General features: G+C 59.4%; 14 protein-coding genes. 10 read left to right on the top strand and 4 right to left on the bottom strand.

The window, feature by feature from the left end; all coding sequences use genetic code 11:
- Positions 1-4: 4 nt before the first annotated feature.
- A complete protein-coding gene (gene creA / locus PO881_RS03100; RefSeq protein WP_101762161.1) occupies positions 5-478 on the bottom strand; it encodes a protein CreA in 474 nt (157 codons plus the stop codon).
- Between the two features lie 194 nt (positions 479-672).
- Here creA and robA point away from each other — a divergent pair, with 194 nt between their 5' ends.
- Entirely contained in the window at positions 673-1,551 is an 879-nt protein-coding gene (gene robA / locus PO881_RS03095) for an MDR efflux pump AcrAB transcriptional activator RobA (protein WP_101762162.1), read from the top strand.
- A 40-nt stretch (positions 1,552-1,591) separates the two neighbouring features.
- Here robA and gpmB read toward each other — a convergent pair whose 3' ends face one another.
- Positions 1,592-2,239 (bottom strand): 2,3-diphosphoglycerate-dependent phosphoglycerate mutase GpmB, encoded by a 648-nt coding sequence (gene gpmB, locus PO881_RS03090; RefSeq protein ID WP_101762163.1) that lies wholly within the window; start codon positions 2,237-2,239, stop codon positions 1,592-1,594.
- 51 nt (positions 2,240-2,290) lie between these two features.
- On the opposite strand from gpmB, the gene yjjX reads away from it, so the two are divergent.
- A complete protein-coding gene (gene yjjX, locus PO881_RS03085; protein WP_280172440.1) occupies positions 2,291-2,812 on the top strand; it encodes an inosine/xanthosine triphosphatase in 522 nt (173 codons plus the stop codon).
- On the opposite strand, the gene trpR is transcribed toward yjjX, so the two are convergent.
- Positions 2,809-3,132 carry a trp operon repressor gene (trpR, locus tag PO881_RS03080; RefSeq protein ID WP_101762165.1) on the bottom strand — a complete coding sequence of 108 codons (324 nt, stop codon included), beginning with the start codon at positions 3,130-3,132 and terminating at the stop codon, positions 2,809-2,811. The genes yjjX and trpR overlap by 4 nt on opposite strands.
- 44 nt (positions 3,133-3,176) lie before the next feature.
- Positions 3,177-5,096, bottom strand: a complete 1,920-nt coding sequence (gene sltY, locus PO881_RS03075) for a murein transglycosylase (RefSeq protein WP_277976760.1) — start codon at positions 5,094-5,096, stop codon at positions 3,177-3,179.
- A 258-nt stretch (positions 5,097-5,354) separates the two neighbouring features.
- Between sltY and atzF the strand changes: the two genes are divergently transcribed.
- From atzF to urtE, 8 genes are all read left to right on the top strand, one after another.
- Complete coding sequence (gene atzF, locus PO881_RS03070; RefSeq protein WP_280172439.1) at positions 5,355-7,151, top strand: allophanate hydrolase; 1,797 nt, start codon at positions 5,355-5,357, stop codon at positions 7,149-7,151.
- 2 nt (positions 7,152-7,153) lie between these two features.
- A complete protein-coding gene (uca, locus tag PO881_RS03065) occupies positions 7,154-10,771 on the top strand; it encodes an urea carboxylase (protein ID WP_280172438.1) in 3,618 nt (1,205 codons plus the stop codon).
- Positions 10,772-10,780: 9 nt separating this feature from the next.
- Positions 10,781-11,479, top strand: a complete 699-nt coding sequence (locus PO881_RS03060) for a GntR family transcriptional regulator (protein ID WP_192412422.1) — start codon at positions 10,781-10,783, stop codon at positions 11,477-11,479.
- A 28-nt stretch (positions 11,480-11,507) separates the two neighbouring features.
- Positions 11,508-12,776: an urea ABC transporter substrate-binding protein gene (gene urtA / locus PO881_RS03055; protein ID WP_277976763.1), complete on the top strand. Its 1,269-nt coding sequence runs from the start codon at positions 11,508-11,510 to the stop codon at positions 12,774-12,776.
- Between the two features lie 186 nt (positions 12,777-12,962).
- Positions 12,963-14,528, top strand: coding sequence for an urea ABC transporter permease subunit UrtB (gene urtB / locus PO881_RS03050; RefSeq protein WP_280172437.1), 1,566 nt, complete (start codon positions 12,963-12,965; stop codon positions 14,526-14,528).
- Positions 14,528-15,604, top strand: a complete 1,077-nt coding sequence (gene urtC, locus PO881_RS03045) for an urea ABC transporter permease subunit UrtC (protein WP_192412424.1) — start codon at positions 14,528-14,530, stop codon at positions 15,602-15,604. The genes urtB and urtC overlap by 1 nt, the downstream gene beginning before the upstream one ends.
- Positions 15,597-16,388, top strand: coding sequence for an urea ABC transporter ATP-binding protein UrtD (urtD, locus tag PO881_RS03040; protein ID WP_110867489.1), 792 nt, complete (start codon positions 15,597-15,599; stop codon positions 16,386-16,388). Before urtC ends, urtD begins: the two co-directional genes overlap by 8 nt.
- A gap of 1 nt (position 16,389) precedes the next feature.
- A complete protein-coding gene (urtE, locus tag PO881_RS03035) occupies positions 16,390-17,088 on the top strand; it encodes an urea ABC transporter ATP-binding subunit UrtE (protein WP_137385120.1) in 699 nt (232 codons plus the stop codon).
- Positions 17,089-17,103 lie beyond the last annotated feature (15 nt).

Genomic DNA, 17,103 nt, shown 5'->3' with positions numbered 1-17,103 from the left:
TGTATTAATGCCACGGCATAATTGGCACGGCGCTCAGCGCATTCTTCGGCGATCCATCCACCACCTTGTCGGAATAGCTCAGGTACACCAGCGCATGACGTTTCTGGTCAAAGAAGCGCACCACCTGCAGCTTCTTAAACACCAATGATGTGCGTTTTTTGAACACCACTTCACCTTGCGCCTTGCCTTGTGCGATTTTCTCGCTAAGCTCTACCGGTCCCACCTGTTGACAGGAGATGGCCGCGTCGGACGTGTCTTCCGCCAAACCTAATCCCCCTTTAATACCGCCGGTTTTTGCCCGGCTGATATAACAGGTTACATTTTTTACGTCGGGGTCATCGAAGGCTTCTACCACGATCTTATGATCGGGGCCAAATATCTTGAATACCGTGTCAACTGAGCCGATCTCTTCGGCCTGAACGCCAGCACTGAATACATATGTTGCCAACGTGATTATAAGAATACGAGCTATTGTCATTGAGTTACCATTGCCAATCGAATAGATGAGAATGTAATGTACTGTCAATCGAACAGAGAACCAAATCTAAAAGGGTTTTAACCCGCTTTGACTTAGCACACTCGATTAGCAAACCGCCCCCACGCTTTTGTGCATTTCGTGCTATTATTCGACGACTTCATAGTTGCGCCACCAGAGAGTTATGAGGATGTTTTATGGACCAAGCCGGTATCATTCGCGATTTGCTTGTCTGGCTGGAGAGCCATCTGGATCAACCGCTTTCATTAGATAACGTTGCGCAGAAAGCAGGCTACTCCAAGTGGCATCTACAGCGGATGTTCAAGGAAGTAACCAGCCACGCGATTGGTGCGTACATTCGCGCGCGTCGGCTGTCGAAAGCCGCGGTGGCGCTTCGCCTGACCAGCCGCCCCATCCTCGACATCGCGTTACAATATCGCTTCGATTCGCAGCAGACCTTTACCCGTGCGTTTAAAAAGCAATTCAACCAAACGCCTGCCTGGTATCGTCGCTCATCGGAGTGGAACTCGTTTGGCATTCGCCCGCCAATTCGTCTCGACGATAACAGCATGCCAGAAGCGCAGTTTGTCACGCTGCCAGAAACGGTGCTGGTCGGCCAGACGCAGAGTTACTCCTGTACGCTGGAGCAGATTTCCAGCTATCGCGATGAGATGCGCCTGCATTTCTGGAAGCAGTTCCTGCTGGAAACCGACACGGTGCCGCCGGTGCTGTACGGCTTACATCAGGTGCGTGCCAGCCATGAAAAAGATGATGAGCAGGAGATTCTTTACACCACTGCGGTGCCTGCCGATCAGCTGGCAAAAAGCATGCAGTCGAATCAGAGCGTGATTGTGGAAGCCGGTGATTACGTGCAGTTCACCTACAACGGAGCGCGCAGCGCGCTGGGTGAATTTATCCTGCTGCTGTACGGCACTTGTATGCCAACGCTGGGATTAGTGCGTCGTCAGGGACAGGACATCGAGCGTTTCTACACGCACGGGGGTAAAAAGCGTAGCGAGCCGCCAACGGAAATCCGCTGCGAATACCTGATTCCGATTCGCCAACAGAATAACTAATAAAAAAATGCCGTCATCGCGACGGCATTTTTATTTTGGCTTAGCGTTGAAGCTCGTCTAACGCTGGCGCATCCAGATGCGACACATCGCCCGCCGTCTCAACCACCCAACCGGCCGCCAGCCACGCGCTCTGCTGATGATCCACGCGCGAGATCGAGCAATTCCGCAAACGCAAACGACGTTCCGCATGCGCAGGCAAACCGAGAATGGTACTGACCAACACGCCCAGCGCCATCCCGTGGCTGACAATCAGCGGACGGCTGCCGGCAGGCAACTCCAGCAGTGCATTCAGCGCTTCGTGCATACGCGTCGCCATCTCCGCCATCGATTCGCCACCCGGAATACGTCCAGCAGTGGTGCCATCCACCAGCGTTTTCCGCCAGTGTTCCTCTTCTTCGGTTAAGCCATCAAGTGGACGTTGTTCCAGGCAGCCCATATTGAGCTCGCGCAGACGCGCATCAAGCGTCACGGTGCAGCCACACGCATCGGCGATAATCTCTGCCGTACGCCGCGTCCGTCCCAAATCGCTGGCAATCACATGGGTAATGCCCAGCGATTTCACTCGCTCGCCCACTTGCTGAGCCTGCTGCTCACCTTTTTCCGTTAACGGGCTGTCAGACTGCCCCTGAATGCGCCGAGCCGCATTCCATACCGTTTCACCGTGACGAACAAGATAGACCTGTAGCATGCTTAATTTCCGTTATACTGCGACAAATTTGCCTCGAGGGTTCAAACAATTATGTACCATGTTGTCGCAGCCACCATCAACCCGGCAAAAATTCGCGCGATTGCTCAGGCGTTCAACGACGTTTTCGGCGAAGGATCCTGCCACATCGAAGGGGTTGAGGTCGAGAGCGGCGTCGCAGCCCAGCCACTTAGTGATGTTGAAACGCGAACTGGCGCACGTCAGCGGGTTGAGAACGCGCGTCAAACGCGTCCACGGGCCGATTACTGGGTGGCGATCGAAGCGGGCACTGAAGGCGATTGCGCCTTTGCGTGGATGGTGGTTGAAAACGCGCAGCAGCGCGGAGAATCACGTTCGGCCAGCTTTACGCTGCCGCCGATTGTCGTGGCAGGCTTGGCTGCCGGGCATGAACTGGGTGATGAGATGGCACGCTTAACCGGCGTGGAGAATATCAAACACAAAGGTGGCGCGATTGGTGCCCTTACCCACGGCCTGCTTAGCCGCTCCAGCGTCTACCATCAGGCGTTGATTCTGGCGCTGTGTCCGTTCACCCATCCGCTCTACAGCCAGCGTTAACCGCGGCCAAGACGCGCTTCCAGCCAGCGTTTTAGCTCTGGCGGCGCCTCTTTCAGACTATTAGACCCGCGCGTAATGGTGGCGATGCCAACGCCCAACTCATTCTTCAGTTCACGCTGGCTCATATCGCCGTTCATCAGCTCTTCAATAATGCGCAAACGCGTCCCGTAGGATTCACGTTCATCCGGCGTCATCATCAGTTGTAATAACGGCAGCGCCACGCCATCGGCAAAGGCATTTTGCATCAGTTCGATAAATCGCAGCCAGTTATCTTCAACAGGCTGAGCCGATTCCGGCTGGGAAGAAAGGGGTTGGCTCATGAAGGGCTTCCGTACTCATTAACGAGTACGGAAGCATAGCACAGTCAATACTGGCGATTCCACTCACTGTCGGCGAGAATCTTGTCCGGCTTGCCCATGAAGTAGCGGTAATAGGCATCGTAGGCCAGCACGTTTTTCACGTAGCCACGCGTTTCTGAGAACGGGATGGTTTCGATAAACGCCACCGCATCCAGATTACCGCCGCTGGTTTTCTGCCAGCTGCGCACGCGTCCCGGACCGGCATTATAGGCGGCCGAAGAGAAGATGCGGTTCTGACCAAACTGCTGATAGACATACTCCAGATACTGCGTACCGATCTGAATATTGGTCTGCGGATCCAGCAACTGGCTGCTGTTCACATAGCCGGGAATGTTATACATCTTCACGGTATGCGTCGCCGTGGCGGGCATCACCTGCATCAATCCGCTGGCGCCCACCGGTGAACGCGCTTTCGGGTTCCACGCGCTCTCCTGACGCGAAATCGCCATCGCGTAACTTTGCGGAATGCCTTTATCGCTGGTGTATTGCTGATAGATGTTTTGCCACGCCAGCGGGAAGCGCTCTTTCAGGCTATCCCACATTTTCGCGGTGATGGTGGCCTGCACGCTGAGATCCCACCAATCCTGCTCGTTGGCGTAACGCGCCAGCATCTGCTGCTGCGAACGGGTTTTACTGGAGATCAGATTGGCCCATTCACTGCGCGCCAGGTTATCCAGCCCCCAATACATCAGCTCGCGCACGCGCGCCATTTCCGCCCCTTGCGTCACGCTGCTGTCGGCGGCCGGTGCCTTATCGACCTGCAACGGATACTCCACGCCCAAACGCTGCGCCGCAACCATCGGATAGAAGCCGCGCGCCTGCATCAGCTTACGCAGAATATCGTTGGCTTCCTCTTTACGGCCCTGCGAAATCAGCAAATCCGCCTGCCAGTATTGCCACTCATCTTTCTCTTTGGCTTCCACCGGCAAACGCGCAATCCAGGTATTGAGACCACGACGATCGTTCTGGCTCAGCGCCAAACGTACGCGACGCTCCACCAGCGCGGTAGATTCGCTGTTCATCACCACCGCATCACGCCAGCGCGCCTGCTCGCTGGTGAGATCCGCGCCCATCATGCGCCACACCACGGTCTCTTTCAGATCCTGCTCATCGGCCTGGCTCATCTTCTGCGCCTGCACCAGCTGCGGGATCATCATGCGCGCGTTATCCATATCCTCACGCGCCACGCGGGCGAAAGCGTAGCTGGTCGCCATGCGGGTGAAATCGGTTGGCCCCATGCTGCTGGCAAAAGTAGTAACGGTTTGCGGATTCTGCTGCAGCGCAATCAGCCCGCTGGCGGTGGTTTGATAATCCGCCGGCAGCATTTTCGCCAGATAATTCACCAGGCTGTCGTTACCGGCTTTCATCGCCAGACGAATGCGCTCGAGAATGGTGATCGGCGAGAGTTGCCCGCTGGCTTGCCACACCGAGAACAGCTTGTCGCAGTCATTCGGTAACGCAGTGCCGCGCAGCCAAATCTCTTTCGCACCGGCAAACGCCGCCTGCTGCTGGCCGGTCGCCCACTTGGCGTAATACCAGTTACAGCGCGCCTGCACCGGTTTCGGTTCATCCGGACTAAAGCTGAGCACGCCCTGCCAATCCTGACGGTTCGCCAGCACATTCACAAAGCGCGTTGAGAGCGAGCGCGCCGGTGGCAGCGTGGGATATTGTTGAATAAAGTTCTTCACCGCCAGCGGCGTCTCTTGATCGAGATCCTGCGCCAGCAGGCGATATTGCAGATACGGGTAGAGCGGATAATCCTGCAGCGTCGGCATCAGCTGCGTCACCTGGTCCATCTGTTGGTTATCCCAGGCTTGCTTGATTTGCGCATAGCGCTGTCGCTGCTGATCCAGCGAATCGGCCCATACGCTGCTGGCCGTGCTGACCAGACAGATCCCTAGCATCCAGTAACGCCACTTCTCCATTACGCTCTCCTCTCAGTGCTGCGATCCAGCTCATGCCAGACTTCCTTCATGCTAACCAGGCCAACCGTCTCTTGCCATGTTCTTCACAAAATTTACGCTCGCGCACCGCCATTGCGCAGCGTTTGCGCCGCCATTGTGCAATTTATCATCAGAAAAACGTATTACACATCAATTAACTACGCGGTTTCATCGGCTTACAAAAATGGCACGCGCTTTGCTCTGTTGAATTCCATCTTGTATACCAGTTGGAATTCACTCATGGCATCGACCTTTGGCTTTACGCTCCAGGATTGGCAACGCAGTTACCAACAGGATCCACAACAAATTACCACCTTGCTGGCGGCCCATCTCGACGCTATCGACGCGCAGGATAACGCCTGGCTCTATCTCGCCACGCCCGCGCAGCTGCAGGCACAGATTGAACCGCTGCTGGCGAGCTATCAGCGCAACCCGGCGGCGCTACCGCTGTTTGGCGTGCCGTTTGCGGTAAAAGATAACATTGACGTCGCTGGCTGGCCGACCAGCGCCGCCTGCCCGGCTTTCACCTACGCCGCCGCCGCCGATGCCTTTGTTGTCGCGCAGCTCAAAGCAGCAGGCGCGGTGGTGATTGGCAAAACCAACCTCGACCAATACGCCACCGGCTTAGTCGGCACGCGTTCGCCGTTTGGTGCCGTGAGCAACACCTTCAATCCTGATTACGTCAGCGGCGGCTCCAGCTCCGGTTCTGCGTCGGTGCTGGCGCGCGGTCTGGTGGGCTTCTCGCTCGGCACCGACACCGCCGGTTCGGGCCGCGTGCCCGCCGGTTTCAACAACATCGTTGGCCTCAAGCCGACCAAAGGTTGGTTCTCTGCCAGCGGCGTGGTGCCGGCTTGCCGCCTCAATGACACCATTTCCGTGTTCGCGTTAACGGTCGAAGATGCCTTCGCGGTGGCTACCGCAGCGGGCGGCTATGACGCGGGCGATGCCTATTCGCGCAGCAATCCGCACACCGCGCCAGCCAGCTTCAAAGCGCAGCCCGATTTCGCCATTCCCGCCACGCCTGAATTCTTCGGCGACAAGCAAGCCGAAGCGGCCTGGCTGGCGGCGCTGGAGCAATTGCAGGCCGGCGGCGCCACACTGCATCCAATCGATTTTTCTCTGTTCCATCAACTCGCCGAGCAGCTCTATTACGGTCCGTGGGTTGCCGAGCGCACCGTGGCGGTGGGCGAGATGATCCATCGCCCGGAAGAGATGGATCCGGTGGTGTACGGCATCGTCAGCAGCGGCCTGAAATACACGGCGGTGGAAGCCTATCAGGCGGAATACCTACGCGCCGAACTGACGCGCCAGATTCAGCAAACGCTGGCGCAGTTCGATGCGCTGTTGGTGCCCACCTCGCCAACCATCCATACGCTGGACGAAATGCAGCAGGAGCCGGTGCACTACAACTCGCAGTTCGGCACCTACACCAATTTCACCAACCTGGCCGATCTCAGCGCGCTGGCGCTGCCTGCGCCGTTCCGCGCCGATGGATTGCCCGCCGGCATCACGCTGATTGCACCTGCGTGGCACGATCGCGCACTGGCTGGTTTTGGCCTGCGCTGGCAGCAGCAGATGGCGCTGCCGCTCGGTGCCACTGGCAAAGCAGCGCCCGCACAATCATACGCGCTGCCGATTTCAACCGATCACGTCCGCGTGGCGGTGGTGGGTGCGCATCTCACCGGCATGCCGCTCAACTTCCAGCTCACCACGCGCCAGGCGGTGCTGGTCGAGGAGACGCAAACCGCCAGCCATTACCGTCTGTTCGCCCTGCTCGATGGCCCGATTAAGAAGCCGGGCCTGCTGCGTGGCGAGAGCGGTGCGGCGATCACCGTGGAACTGTGGGATATCCCGCTGGCGCGCTTTGGCGAGTTCGTGGCGGAAATCCCGGCCCCGCTCGGCATTGGCTCGCTGACGCTGGCCGACGGACGCATCGTCAAAGGCTTTATCTGTGAACCGGCGGTGCTGTCGCAGGCGCTGGAAATTACCGAATTTGGCGGCTGGCGCAACTGGCTAGCCTCTCTGGGGAGTAAATAAGCATGTTCAGCACCGTTCTGATTGCTAACCGTGGCGAAATCGCCTGCCGCGCCATTCGCACCTTAAAACGCCTCGGCGTGAAAAGCGTCGCCGTCTATTCCGATGCTGACCGCAACGCGAGCCACGTCAAAGAAGCAGACGTCGCCATCGCCCTCGGCGGCGACAAAGCCAGCGACAGCTATTTACGCATCGATAAAATCCTCGCAGCCGCACAGGAAACCGGCGCGCAAGCCATCTGGCCGGGCTACGGTTTCCTGTCAGAAAGCCTGCCGTTTGCCGATGCCTGTGAAAAAGCCGGCATCGCCTTTGTCGGCCCCACCGCGCAGCAGATTGGCGAGTTTGGCCTGAAACACCGCGCGCGTGAGCTTGCCGCCAGCGCGGGCGTGCCAATGACGCCGGGCACGCCGCTGCTGAGTTCGCTGGAAGAAGCCTTAAGCGCCGCCGACACCATCGGCTATCCGGTGATGCTGAAAAGCACCGCGGGCGGTGGCGGCATTGGCCTGACGCGCTGCGCCGACGCCGATGCGCTGCGCAATGCGTGGGAGAGCGTGCGCCGCCTTGGCGAGCAGTTCTTCAGCGATGCGGGCGTGTTTTTAGAACGCTGCATCGATCGCGCGCGCCACGTTGAAGTGCAGATTTTTGGCGACGGCAGCGGCAAAGTGATCGCGCTCGGCGAACGCGACTGTTCGCTGCAGCGCCGCAACCAGAAAGTGGTAGAAGAGACGCCTGCACCGAATCTGCCGCAGGCAACGCGTGAAGCGCTGCTCTCTTCTGCGGTGCGCCTTGGCGAGCTGGTGAATTATCGCAGCGCCGGTACGGTGGAATACATCTACGACGCCGAACAAGATGCCTTCTACTTCCTCGAAGTGAACACCCGCCTGCAGGTTGAACATCCGGTCACCGAATGTGTTACCGGCCTCGATCTGGTTGAGTGCATGCTGAAAGTCGCCGCTGGCGATGCCCTCGACTGGGCGCGCCTGCAGCAAGCGCCCGCTGGCGCATCGATTGAAGTGCGTATCTACGCCGAAGATCCGCTGAAAAACTTCCAGCCCAGCCCCGGCGTGCTGACCCACGTCAGTTTCCCGGATGACGTGCGCGTTGATGGCTGGATCGCTACCGGCACCGAAGTCTCGGCGTTTTACGATCCGATGGTCGCCAAACTGATCGTGCATGCCGACACGCGCGCAGCGGCGCTGGCGAAGATGCAGCAGGCGCTCGACGCCACGCAGCTGCATGGCATCGCCAGCAATCTCGATTATCTGCGCCAGATCGTCGCCACCGACGCCTTCCGCAGCGGCAACGTGTGGACGCGTTTCCTTGATAGCTTCACGCCAGCCGCCAGCGTGATTGAAGTGCTGCAACCCGGTACTTTCAGCAGCATTCAGGATTTCCCTGGCCGCCTCGGCTACTGGGATATCGGCGTGCCACCGTCCGGCCCAATGGACGATTTCGCCTTCCGCCTGGCCAACCGCATTGTCGGCAACCACGACAGCGCCGCGGGCCTCGAATTCACTCTGCAAGGCCCGACGCTGCGCTTCCACAGCGATGCCGTCATCGCCCTGACAGGCGCTGATTGCGCGGCGGATGTCGATGGTGAAAGCATCGCGTACTGGCAGCCCGTCAGCGTCAAAGCGGGACAAACCCTGACGCTGGGCCGTGCACAGAGCGGCTGTCGCACCTACTTAGCGGTACGCAACGGTTTCGACGTGCCGGAATATCTCGGCAGCCGCTCAACCTTCTCGCTCGGCCAGTTTGGCGGCCACGCCGGACGCACTCTGCGCGTCGCCGACATGCTGCCAATCTCCCAGCCGCAGCTTGCCGCCTGCACCACGCCCGCGCCGGTCAGCGCACCGCAGGCGCTCGATCATGCGCTGGTGCCGCACTACGGCACTGAATGGCGCATCGGCGTATTGTATGGACCGCATGGCGCACCGGATTTCTTCACTCAGGCGGCGATTGATGAGTTCTTTGCCAGCGACTGGCAGGTGCACTACAACTCCAACCGCCTCGGCGTGCGTTTGGTTGGCCCGAAACCGACATGGACGCGCGCCAACGGCGGCGAAGCCGGCCTGCATCCGTCCAACGTGCATGACTGCGAATACGCCATCGGCGCGGTGAACTTCACCGGCGACTTCCCGGTGATCCTGACGCACGACGGCCCTAGCCTCGGCGGCTTCGTCTGCCCGGTGACCATCGCCAAAGCCGAACTGTGGAAAGTCGGCCAGGTGAAACCGGGCGATAAAATTCGCTTCCACCCAATCAGCGCCGACGAAGCGGTGGCGCTGGAAAAAGCGCAGGCGCACAGCGTGGCCACGCTGCGCAGCAGCCACGCGCCGGCCTTTGCGGTGCCCTCTTTAGCAGCCAGCGCTATCGGTTCCGCCACCTTGCTGGCGGCGCTCCCCGCCACGGCAACCACGCCAGCGGCGGTTTATCGCCAGGCGGGCGACAAATATGTGCTGATTGAGTACGGCGATAACGTGCTGGATCTGGCGCTGCGTCTGCGCGTGCATCTGCTGATGAATGCGCTACGTGAACGCGCGGTGCCGGGCGTGGAAGAGCTGTCGCCGGGCGTGCGCTCTCTGCAGGTACGCTACGACAGCCTGATTCTCAGCCAGAAACAGCTGATGCAGCTGCTGCTGGAACTGGAAGCCGGGCTCGGCGATGTCAGCCAGCTGAAAGTGCCGTCGCGCATTGTCTGGATGCCGATGGCCTTCGAAGATAGCGCCACGCTCGGCGCGGTCGAACGTTATCAGGAAACCGTGCGTGCCAGCGCGCCGTGGCTGCCAAATAACGTCGATTTTATCCAGCGTATTAATGGCCTGCCGAGCCGCGAAGCGGTGCGCGACACCCTTTTTGATGCCAGCTACCTGATTCTCGGCCTTGGCGATGTCTATCTCGGCGCGCCGTGCGCGGTACCGATCGATCCACGCCATCGCCTGCTGAGCTCCAAATACAGCCCGGCGCGCACCTTTACCGCCGAAGGCACGGTCGGCATTGGCGGCATGTACATGTGCATCTACGGCATGGATTCACCCGGCGGCTATCAGTTGGTGGGCCGCACACTACCAATCTGGAACAAGTTCCTGAAAAACGAGCAGTTTGCGGCCGACGAGCCGTGGCTGCTGCACTTCTTCGATCAGGTGCGCTTTTATCCGGTAACGGAAAACGAACTGACGCAGCTGCGCGATGACTTCCGCGAAGGCCGCGCCACGGTGCGCATCGAAGAAACGGTCTTCGACTTCGCCGCCCATCATCAATTCCTGGCGGAAAATGCCGCATCGATCAGTGATTTCCGCCAGCGTCAGTCCGCCGCCTTCGAACAGGAAGTGACGCTGTGGGCGCAGGAAGAGCAGAACGCGCCGCTCACCAGCGAGGAGACGCTGGTGGTGGCCGAAGCCGACGACGATGCGCTGGCGGTGTGCGCCGATATGAACGGCAACATCTGGAAAGTGCTGGTGCAGCCGGGCGACGCGGTGGAAGCCGGTCAAACGCTGATCATCGTGGAAGCGATGAAAATGGAACTGGCGATTGTCGCGCCGCAGGCCGGCACGGTGAAACGCATTGCCTGCCAGGCAGGACGTCCGGTGAGTCCGGGCGATGCCCTGCTGTGGCTGGAATAAGGAGTCGGCATGAATACGAGCCCTCGTAGCAAAGGTCGTCCGGAAGCGCTGGCCGAAAAGGTTTATCAGGCGCTGAAACAGGACATTTTTGAGTTCCGACTGATGCCGGGCGATCGCTTCAGCGAAAACGAAATCGCCGATCGGCTGGAAGTGAGCCGCACGCCGGTGCGTCAGGCGCTGTTCTGGCTGGAGCGCGAGGGCTACGTCGAAGTGTGGTTCCGCAGCGGCTGGCAGGTGAAGCCGTTTGACTTTGAATATTTCGAAGAGCTGTACGACTTTCGCACCGTGCTGGAGTGCGAAGCGGTGCGCCGCTTGTGCGCACTGCCCGCACCGCAGTGCATCGACATGCTCACCGCGCTGAAAAGCTTCTGGATGGATGCACCGCCGCTGGCCGATGGCAAAGCGGTTTCGGCGCAGGATGAAGCCTTTCACATGGCGCTGGTGGCCGCCGCTGGCAATCAGGAGATGGCGCGCATCCACGCCGAACTGACCGAAAAAATCCGCATCATTCGCCGTCTCGATTTTACCCGAGACGACCGAATGGAGGCGACATACCGCGAGCACGCTCAGATTTTACGGGCGATTTTCCAGCAACAAACCGAGGAGGCGCAGCGCATTTTAACCGACCATATTGCCGTCAGTAAGGCAGAGGTCAGAAAGATCACATTGCATATGTTACAGCAGGCTCGACTTCAACCCATTGAATAACAATACAAACATCGTGAGGGGTTTACTGATGAAAAGACGTTCGTTGCTCAAGGCTTTCGCGCTCTCTGCCTCTGTGGCCAGCATGGGCTTTGCCTTTGCGGCGCAGGCTGCTGACACCATCAAGGTCGGCATTATGTCCTCGCTCTCCGGCACCATGGCGATCTCCGAAACGCCGCTGAAGGATGTGGCGCTGATGACTATCGATGAGATCAACGCCAAAGGCGGCGTGCTGGGCAAAAAGCTGGAACCGGTGGTGGTCGATCCGGCCTCCAACTGGCCGCTGTTCGCTGAGAAAGCGCGCCAGCTGCTGACGCAGGACAAAGTGGCGGCGGTGTTTGGCTGCTGGACCTCGGTATCGCGCAAATCAGTGCTGCCGGTGTTTGAGGAGCTGAATGGCCTGCTGTTCTATCCGGTGCAGTACGAAGGCGAAGAGATGTCGCCGAACGTGTTCTACACCGGCGCCGCGCCGAACCAGCAGGCGATTCCGGCGGTGGAATACCTGATGAGTGAAGATGGCGGCAGCGCGAAACGCTTCTTCCTGCTGGGCACCGACTACGTCTATCCGCGCACCACCAACAAGATTCTGCGCGCCTTCCTGCACACCAAAGGGGTACAGGATAAAGACATCGAAGAGGTCTATACGCCGTTTGGTTACAGCGATTATCAGACCATCGTCTCCAACATTAAGAAGTTCTCTGCCGGTGGCAAAACCGCGGTGATCTCTACCATCAACGGCGACTCCAACGTGCCGTTCTACAAAGAGCTGGCCAACCAGGGCATTAAAGCGACCGATATTCCGGTAATCGCCTTCTCAGTCGGCGAGGAAGAGCTGCGCGGCATTGATACTAAACCGCTGGTCGGGCAGTTAGCGGCGTGGAACTACTTCGAGTCGGTGGATAACCCAACCAACGCGCAGTTTGTGAAGGATTACCGTGCTTACGCTAAGGCACACAATCTACCGAACGCCAACACCGTGGTGACCAACGACCCGATGGAAGCGACCTACGTTGGCCTGCACATGTGGGCGCAGGCGGTAGAGAAAGCGGGCACCACCGATGTGGATAAAGTGCGCGCGGCGATGGCGGGACAAACCTTTAAAGCGCCGGACGGTTTCACCCTGACCATGGATAAAACCAACCATCACCTGCACAAGCCAGTGATGATTGGTGAAGTGGAAGAGAACGGTCAGTTCAACGTGGTGTGGCAGACCGAGCAACCGGTACGCGCCCAGCCGTGGAGCCCGTACATTGCGGGTAATGATAAGAAGCCGGACCATCCGGTGAAATCAACGCAGTAGGGGTTGTGCTGGTTGTCCCCCTCCTCGGTCCTCCCCCATGAATGGGGGAGGAAGACGTTGCCCAATGCCAGCAATGAACATGCATGTGGCAGCGTCTCCTTCCCCCATTCATGGGGGAAGGCCGGGATGGGGGACAGCAACACCAATCCCCGCCCAGCACAACTTCTCACCATCAGGGCCAGAACCATGACAATCCGCCGTTATCTCTGCTGTCTGCTGTTACTGCTGCCCTGGCTCGCCCAGGCGGGCGATGGCGCAGACTTCGCGGCCGCCAGCCGCGCGCAACAAGCCACGCTGCTCCAGCAGTGGGCCGCCGCACCGCAGGCCAGTCGCTTGCCGCTGCTGCAGGCGCTGCGCAATGAAACCGTGGTCATCGACCAAAAACAGCAGCCGTTCAGCAAACAAGGTGAAGCGTTGCAGCCGCTCGACAGCGCGCAACAGCCCGACGGCGACACCAAAAAGCTGTTCATGAACAACCGCCTGCGCGTATTGATCGCCAGCGCCCTCGCCGCCCATCAGCTGGTGAGCGATGATGCCGCGATCCGTTTACGTGCCGCACAACAACTGCAAAATGATGGCGTCGCCGACATGCTGCCGCTGATTGAGCAGCGTCTGACGCTGGAAAAAGACGCGAAAGTGCACGACGTACTGCTGATGGCAGCGGCCAACCTGCAACTCGCCAGCCCGGATGCCGCGCTGCGCCTTAAGGCTGTCAAACTGCTCGGCGAATCCAGCGATCCCAACATGCAGGCCAGCCTCACGCGCTTAACCCAGGCCAGCAATGAACCCGATGCCAGCGTGCGTGATGCCGCCGCCGCCAGCCTGAAGCAGATTAAACAGCGCCTGATGTGGGGCGATCTGCTCGGTCAGGCGTTTACCGGCCTGTCGCTCGGTTCGATTCTGCTGCTGGCCGCGCTCGGTCTGGCGATCACCTACGGCCTGCTGGGGGTAATTAACATGGCGCACGGCGAAATGCTGATGCTGGGTGCCTACGCCACCTGGTTTGTGCAAAGCCTGTTCCAGCAGTTCGCACCGCAGTGGCTGGCGTGGTATCCGCTGCTGGCGCTGCCGGTGGCCTTTCTGGTCACCGCCGGTATGGGCATGCTGCTGGAGCGCACCATCATCCGCCATCTGTACGGACGTCCGCTGGAAACGCTGCTCGCCACCTGGGGTATCAGCCTGATGCTGATTCAACTGGTGCGCATGCTGTTTGGCGCGCAGAACCTGGAAGTGGCGAACCCAGGCTGGCTCTCCGGCGGGCTGCAGCTATTACCGAATCTGGTGCTGCCGTACAACCGTATCGCGGTGATCCTGTTCGTGTTTGCCGTGCTGGCCCTCACCTGGCTACTGCTGAATAAAACCCGTCTCGGCCTGAGCGTGCGCGCCGTGACGCAAAACCGCGCAATGGCCGACTGCTGCGGCGTGCCGACCGGACGCATCGATATGCTGGCGTTTGGCCTCGGTTCTGGCATCGCCGGACTCGGCGGCGTGGCGCTGTCGCAGCTCGGCAACGTCGGGCCGGAGCTCGGTCAGGGCTACATCATCGACTCCTTCCTCGTGGTGGTGCTGGGTGGCGTCGGCCAACTGGCGGGCACCGTGGTCGCGGCCTTTGGTCTTGGCATTCTTAACAAAGTGCTGGAGCCGCAGATTGGCGCGGTGCTGGGAAAAATCCTCATCCTCGTGCTGATCGTGCTGTTTATCCAGAAACGTCCGCAGGGCCTGTTTGCCTTCAAAGGGAGGGTGATTGACTGATGAGCCAGCCAATGACGTTAACTATTGCGCGCAAAGCGCCACGCCTGACGCTCAGCCTCGGCGTGGTGATCGCTGTGCTGCTGCTGGCGCTGCCGTTCTGCGCCCTGCTGCCCGCCACCCATCCGCTGGCGATCTCCACCTACACGCTAACGCTGGTCGGCAAGATTCTCTGTTACGCCGTGGTCGCGGTGGCGCTCGATTTGGTGTGGGGTTACGCCGGACTGCTGTCGCTCGGTCACGGCCTGTTCTTCGCGCTTGGCGGCTATGCGATGGGCATGTATTTGATGCGCCAGGCATCCGGCGACGGCCTGCCTGCGTTCATGTCTTTTCTTTCATGGAGTGAGCTGCCGTGGTTTTGGGCGGGCACGCAACATTTTGCCTGGGCGCTGTGCCTGATCATGCTGGTGCCGGGTTTACTGGCGCTGGTGTTTGGCTTCTTCGCCTTCCGCTCGAAAATCAAAGGCGTTTACTTCTCAATCATGACGCAGGCGCTGACCTACGCTGGCATGCTGCTGTTTTTCCGCAACGAAACTGGCTTCGGCGGTAATAACGGCTTTACCGGCTTCACCACATTGCTCGGCTTTAACGTCACCGCTACCGGCACGCGTATTGGACTGTTTGTCGCCACGGTGCTGCTGCTGCTGGTCAGCCTCGGCATTGGCTTCGCGCTGGCACGCAGCAAGTTTGGCCGCGTGTTGACCGCAGTGCGCGATGCGGAGAACCGCCTGATGTTCATCGGATACGATCCCAAAGGCTTCAAGCTGTTTGTCTGGACGCTGTCGGCGGTGCTGTGCGGGCTGGCGGGCGCGCTCTACGTGCCGCAGGTTGGCATTATCAACCCCAGCGAAATGTCGCCAACCAACTCGATTGAAGCGGCGATATGGGTGGCGCTGGGCGGACGCGGCACGCTGATTGGTCCGCTGCTTGGTGCCGCCATCGTTAACGGAGCCAAAAGCTGGTTCACCGTCGCCTTCCCGGAATATTGGCTGTTTTTCCTTGGCCTGATGTTTATCCTGGTCACGCTGTTCCTGCCGCGTGGCGTGATTGGCCTGCTGCGCCGGAGGCGTGATGACTGAACAACTGTTTACCCAACCTCATCCCTCGGATCGCTATCGTGAACAAAGCGATCCGGTATTGCAGCTGGAGAAGATCAACGTCTCGTTCGACGGCTTTCGTGCGCTCACCGATCTCTCACTGAAGATCGGCGTGGGCGAACTGCGCTGCGTGATCGGCCCCAACGGCGCGGGAAAAACCACGCTGATGGATGTGATCACCGGTAAAACCCGGCCGGATAATGGCCAGGTGATCTACGACCAGGATACCGATCTCAGCAAAATGTCGCCGGTGGAGATCGCGCGCGCCGGTATTGGGCGCAAGTTCCAGAAACCCACGGTATTCGAAGCGCTAACGGTATTTGAGAATCTGGAAATCGCGCTGAAAAACGACAAATCAGTGTGGGCCAGCCTGCGTGCGCGGCTGAACGGCGAGCAGCAGGATCGCATTGATGAGGTGCTAAAACTGCTGCGGCTGGGTGCCGAACGCCAGCGCAAAGCCGGTTTGCTGTCGCACGGCCAGAAGCAGTTTCTGGAAATCGGCATGCTGCTGGTACAGGACCCGCATCTGCTGCTGCTGGATGAACCGGCAGCCGGCATGACCGATGCCGAAACCGAATACACCGCCGAGCTGTTTCGCAGTCTCGCCGGTAAGCATTCGCTGATGGTGGTCGAGCACGACATGGGCTTTGTTGAAACCATTGCCGATCACGTCACCGTGCTGCATCAGGGCCAGGTTTTGGCCGAGGGATCGTTACGCGAAGTGCAGGCGGACGATCGGGTTATCGACGTTTATCTGGGGCGTTAACATGCTGCAAGTCGCGGAACTGAATCAATATTACGGCGGCAGCCACATTCTGCGCGGCCTGTCGTTTGAAGCGAAGCCGGGTGAAATTACCTGCCTGCTGGGACGTAACGGCGTGGGTAAAACCACGTTGCTGAAATGTTTGATGGGGCTGATTCCGGCTAAATCCGGCGAAATTCGCTGGCAGGATAATGTGATCAACAGCCGCAAGCCGCATCAGCGCGTGCAGGCCGGTATCGCTTATGTGCCGCAGGGGCGCGAAATCTTCCCGCGTCTGACGGTGGAAGAGAATCTGCTGATGGGGCTGGCGCGTTTTTCCGGCGCACAGGCCAAAGCGGTGCCGGAGGAGATCTATCAACTGTTTCCGGTGCTACGTGAGATGAAAGCGCGCCGCGGCGGCGACCTGTCGGGCGGACAACAGCAGCAACTGGCGATTGGCCGCGCCCTCGCCTGTTCACCAAAGCTGTTGATCCTCGATGAGCCAACCGAAGGGATCCAGCCGTCGGTGATCAAGGAGATCGGTGCGGTGATCCGTCAGCTGGCACAGCGCGGCGATATGGCGATCCTGCTCGTCGAGCAGTTTTACGATTTCGCCGCCGAACTGGCCGACAGCTATCTGGTGATGTCACGCGGCGAGATCGTGCAGCGCGGCGCCGGATCCGCCATGGAAGCCGACGGCGTACGCGGATTAGTAGCGATTTAGTTGAGCTTGATAATT

Origin of the sequence: Pantoea sp. SS70, from assembly GCF_029866845.1 — a bacterium.
In the GTDB taxonomy this organism is placed as follows: Bacteria; Pseudomonadota; Gammaproteobacteria; order Enterobacterales; family Enterobacteriaceae; genus Pantoea; species Pantoea leporis.
The sequence above is the reverse complement of the archived record's forward strand: the minus strand, read 5'-3'. Positions and strand labels throughout refer to the sequence as shown.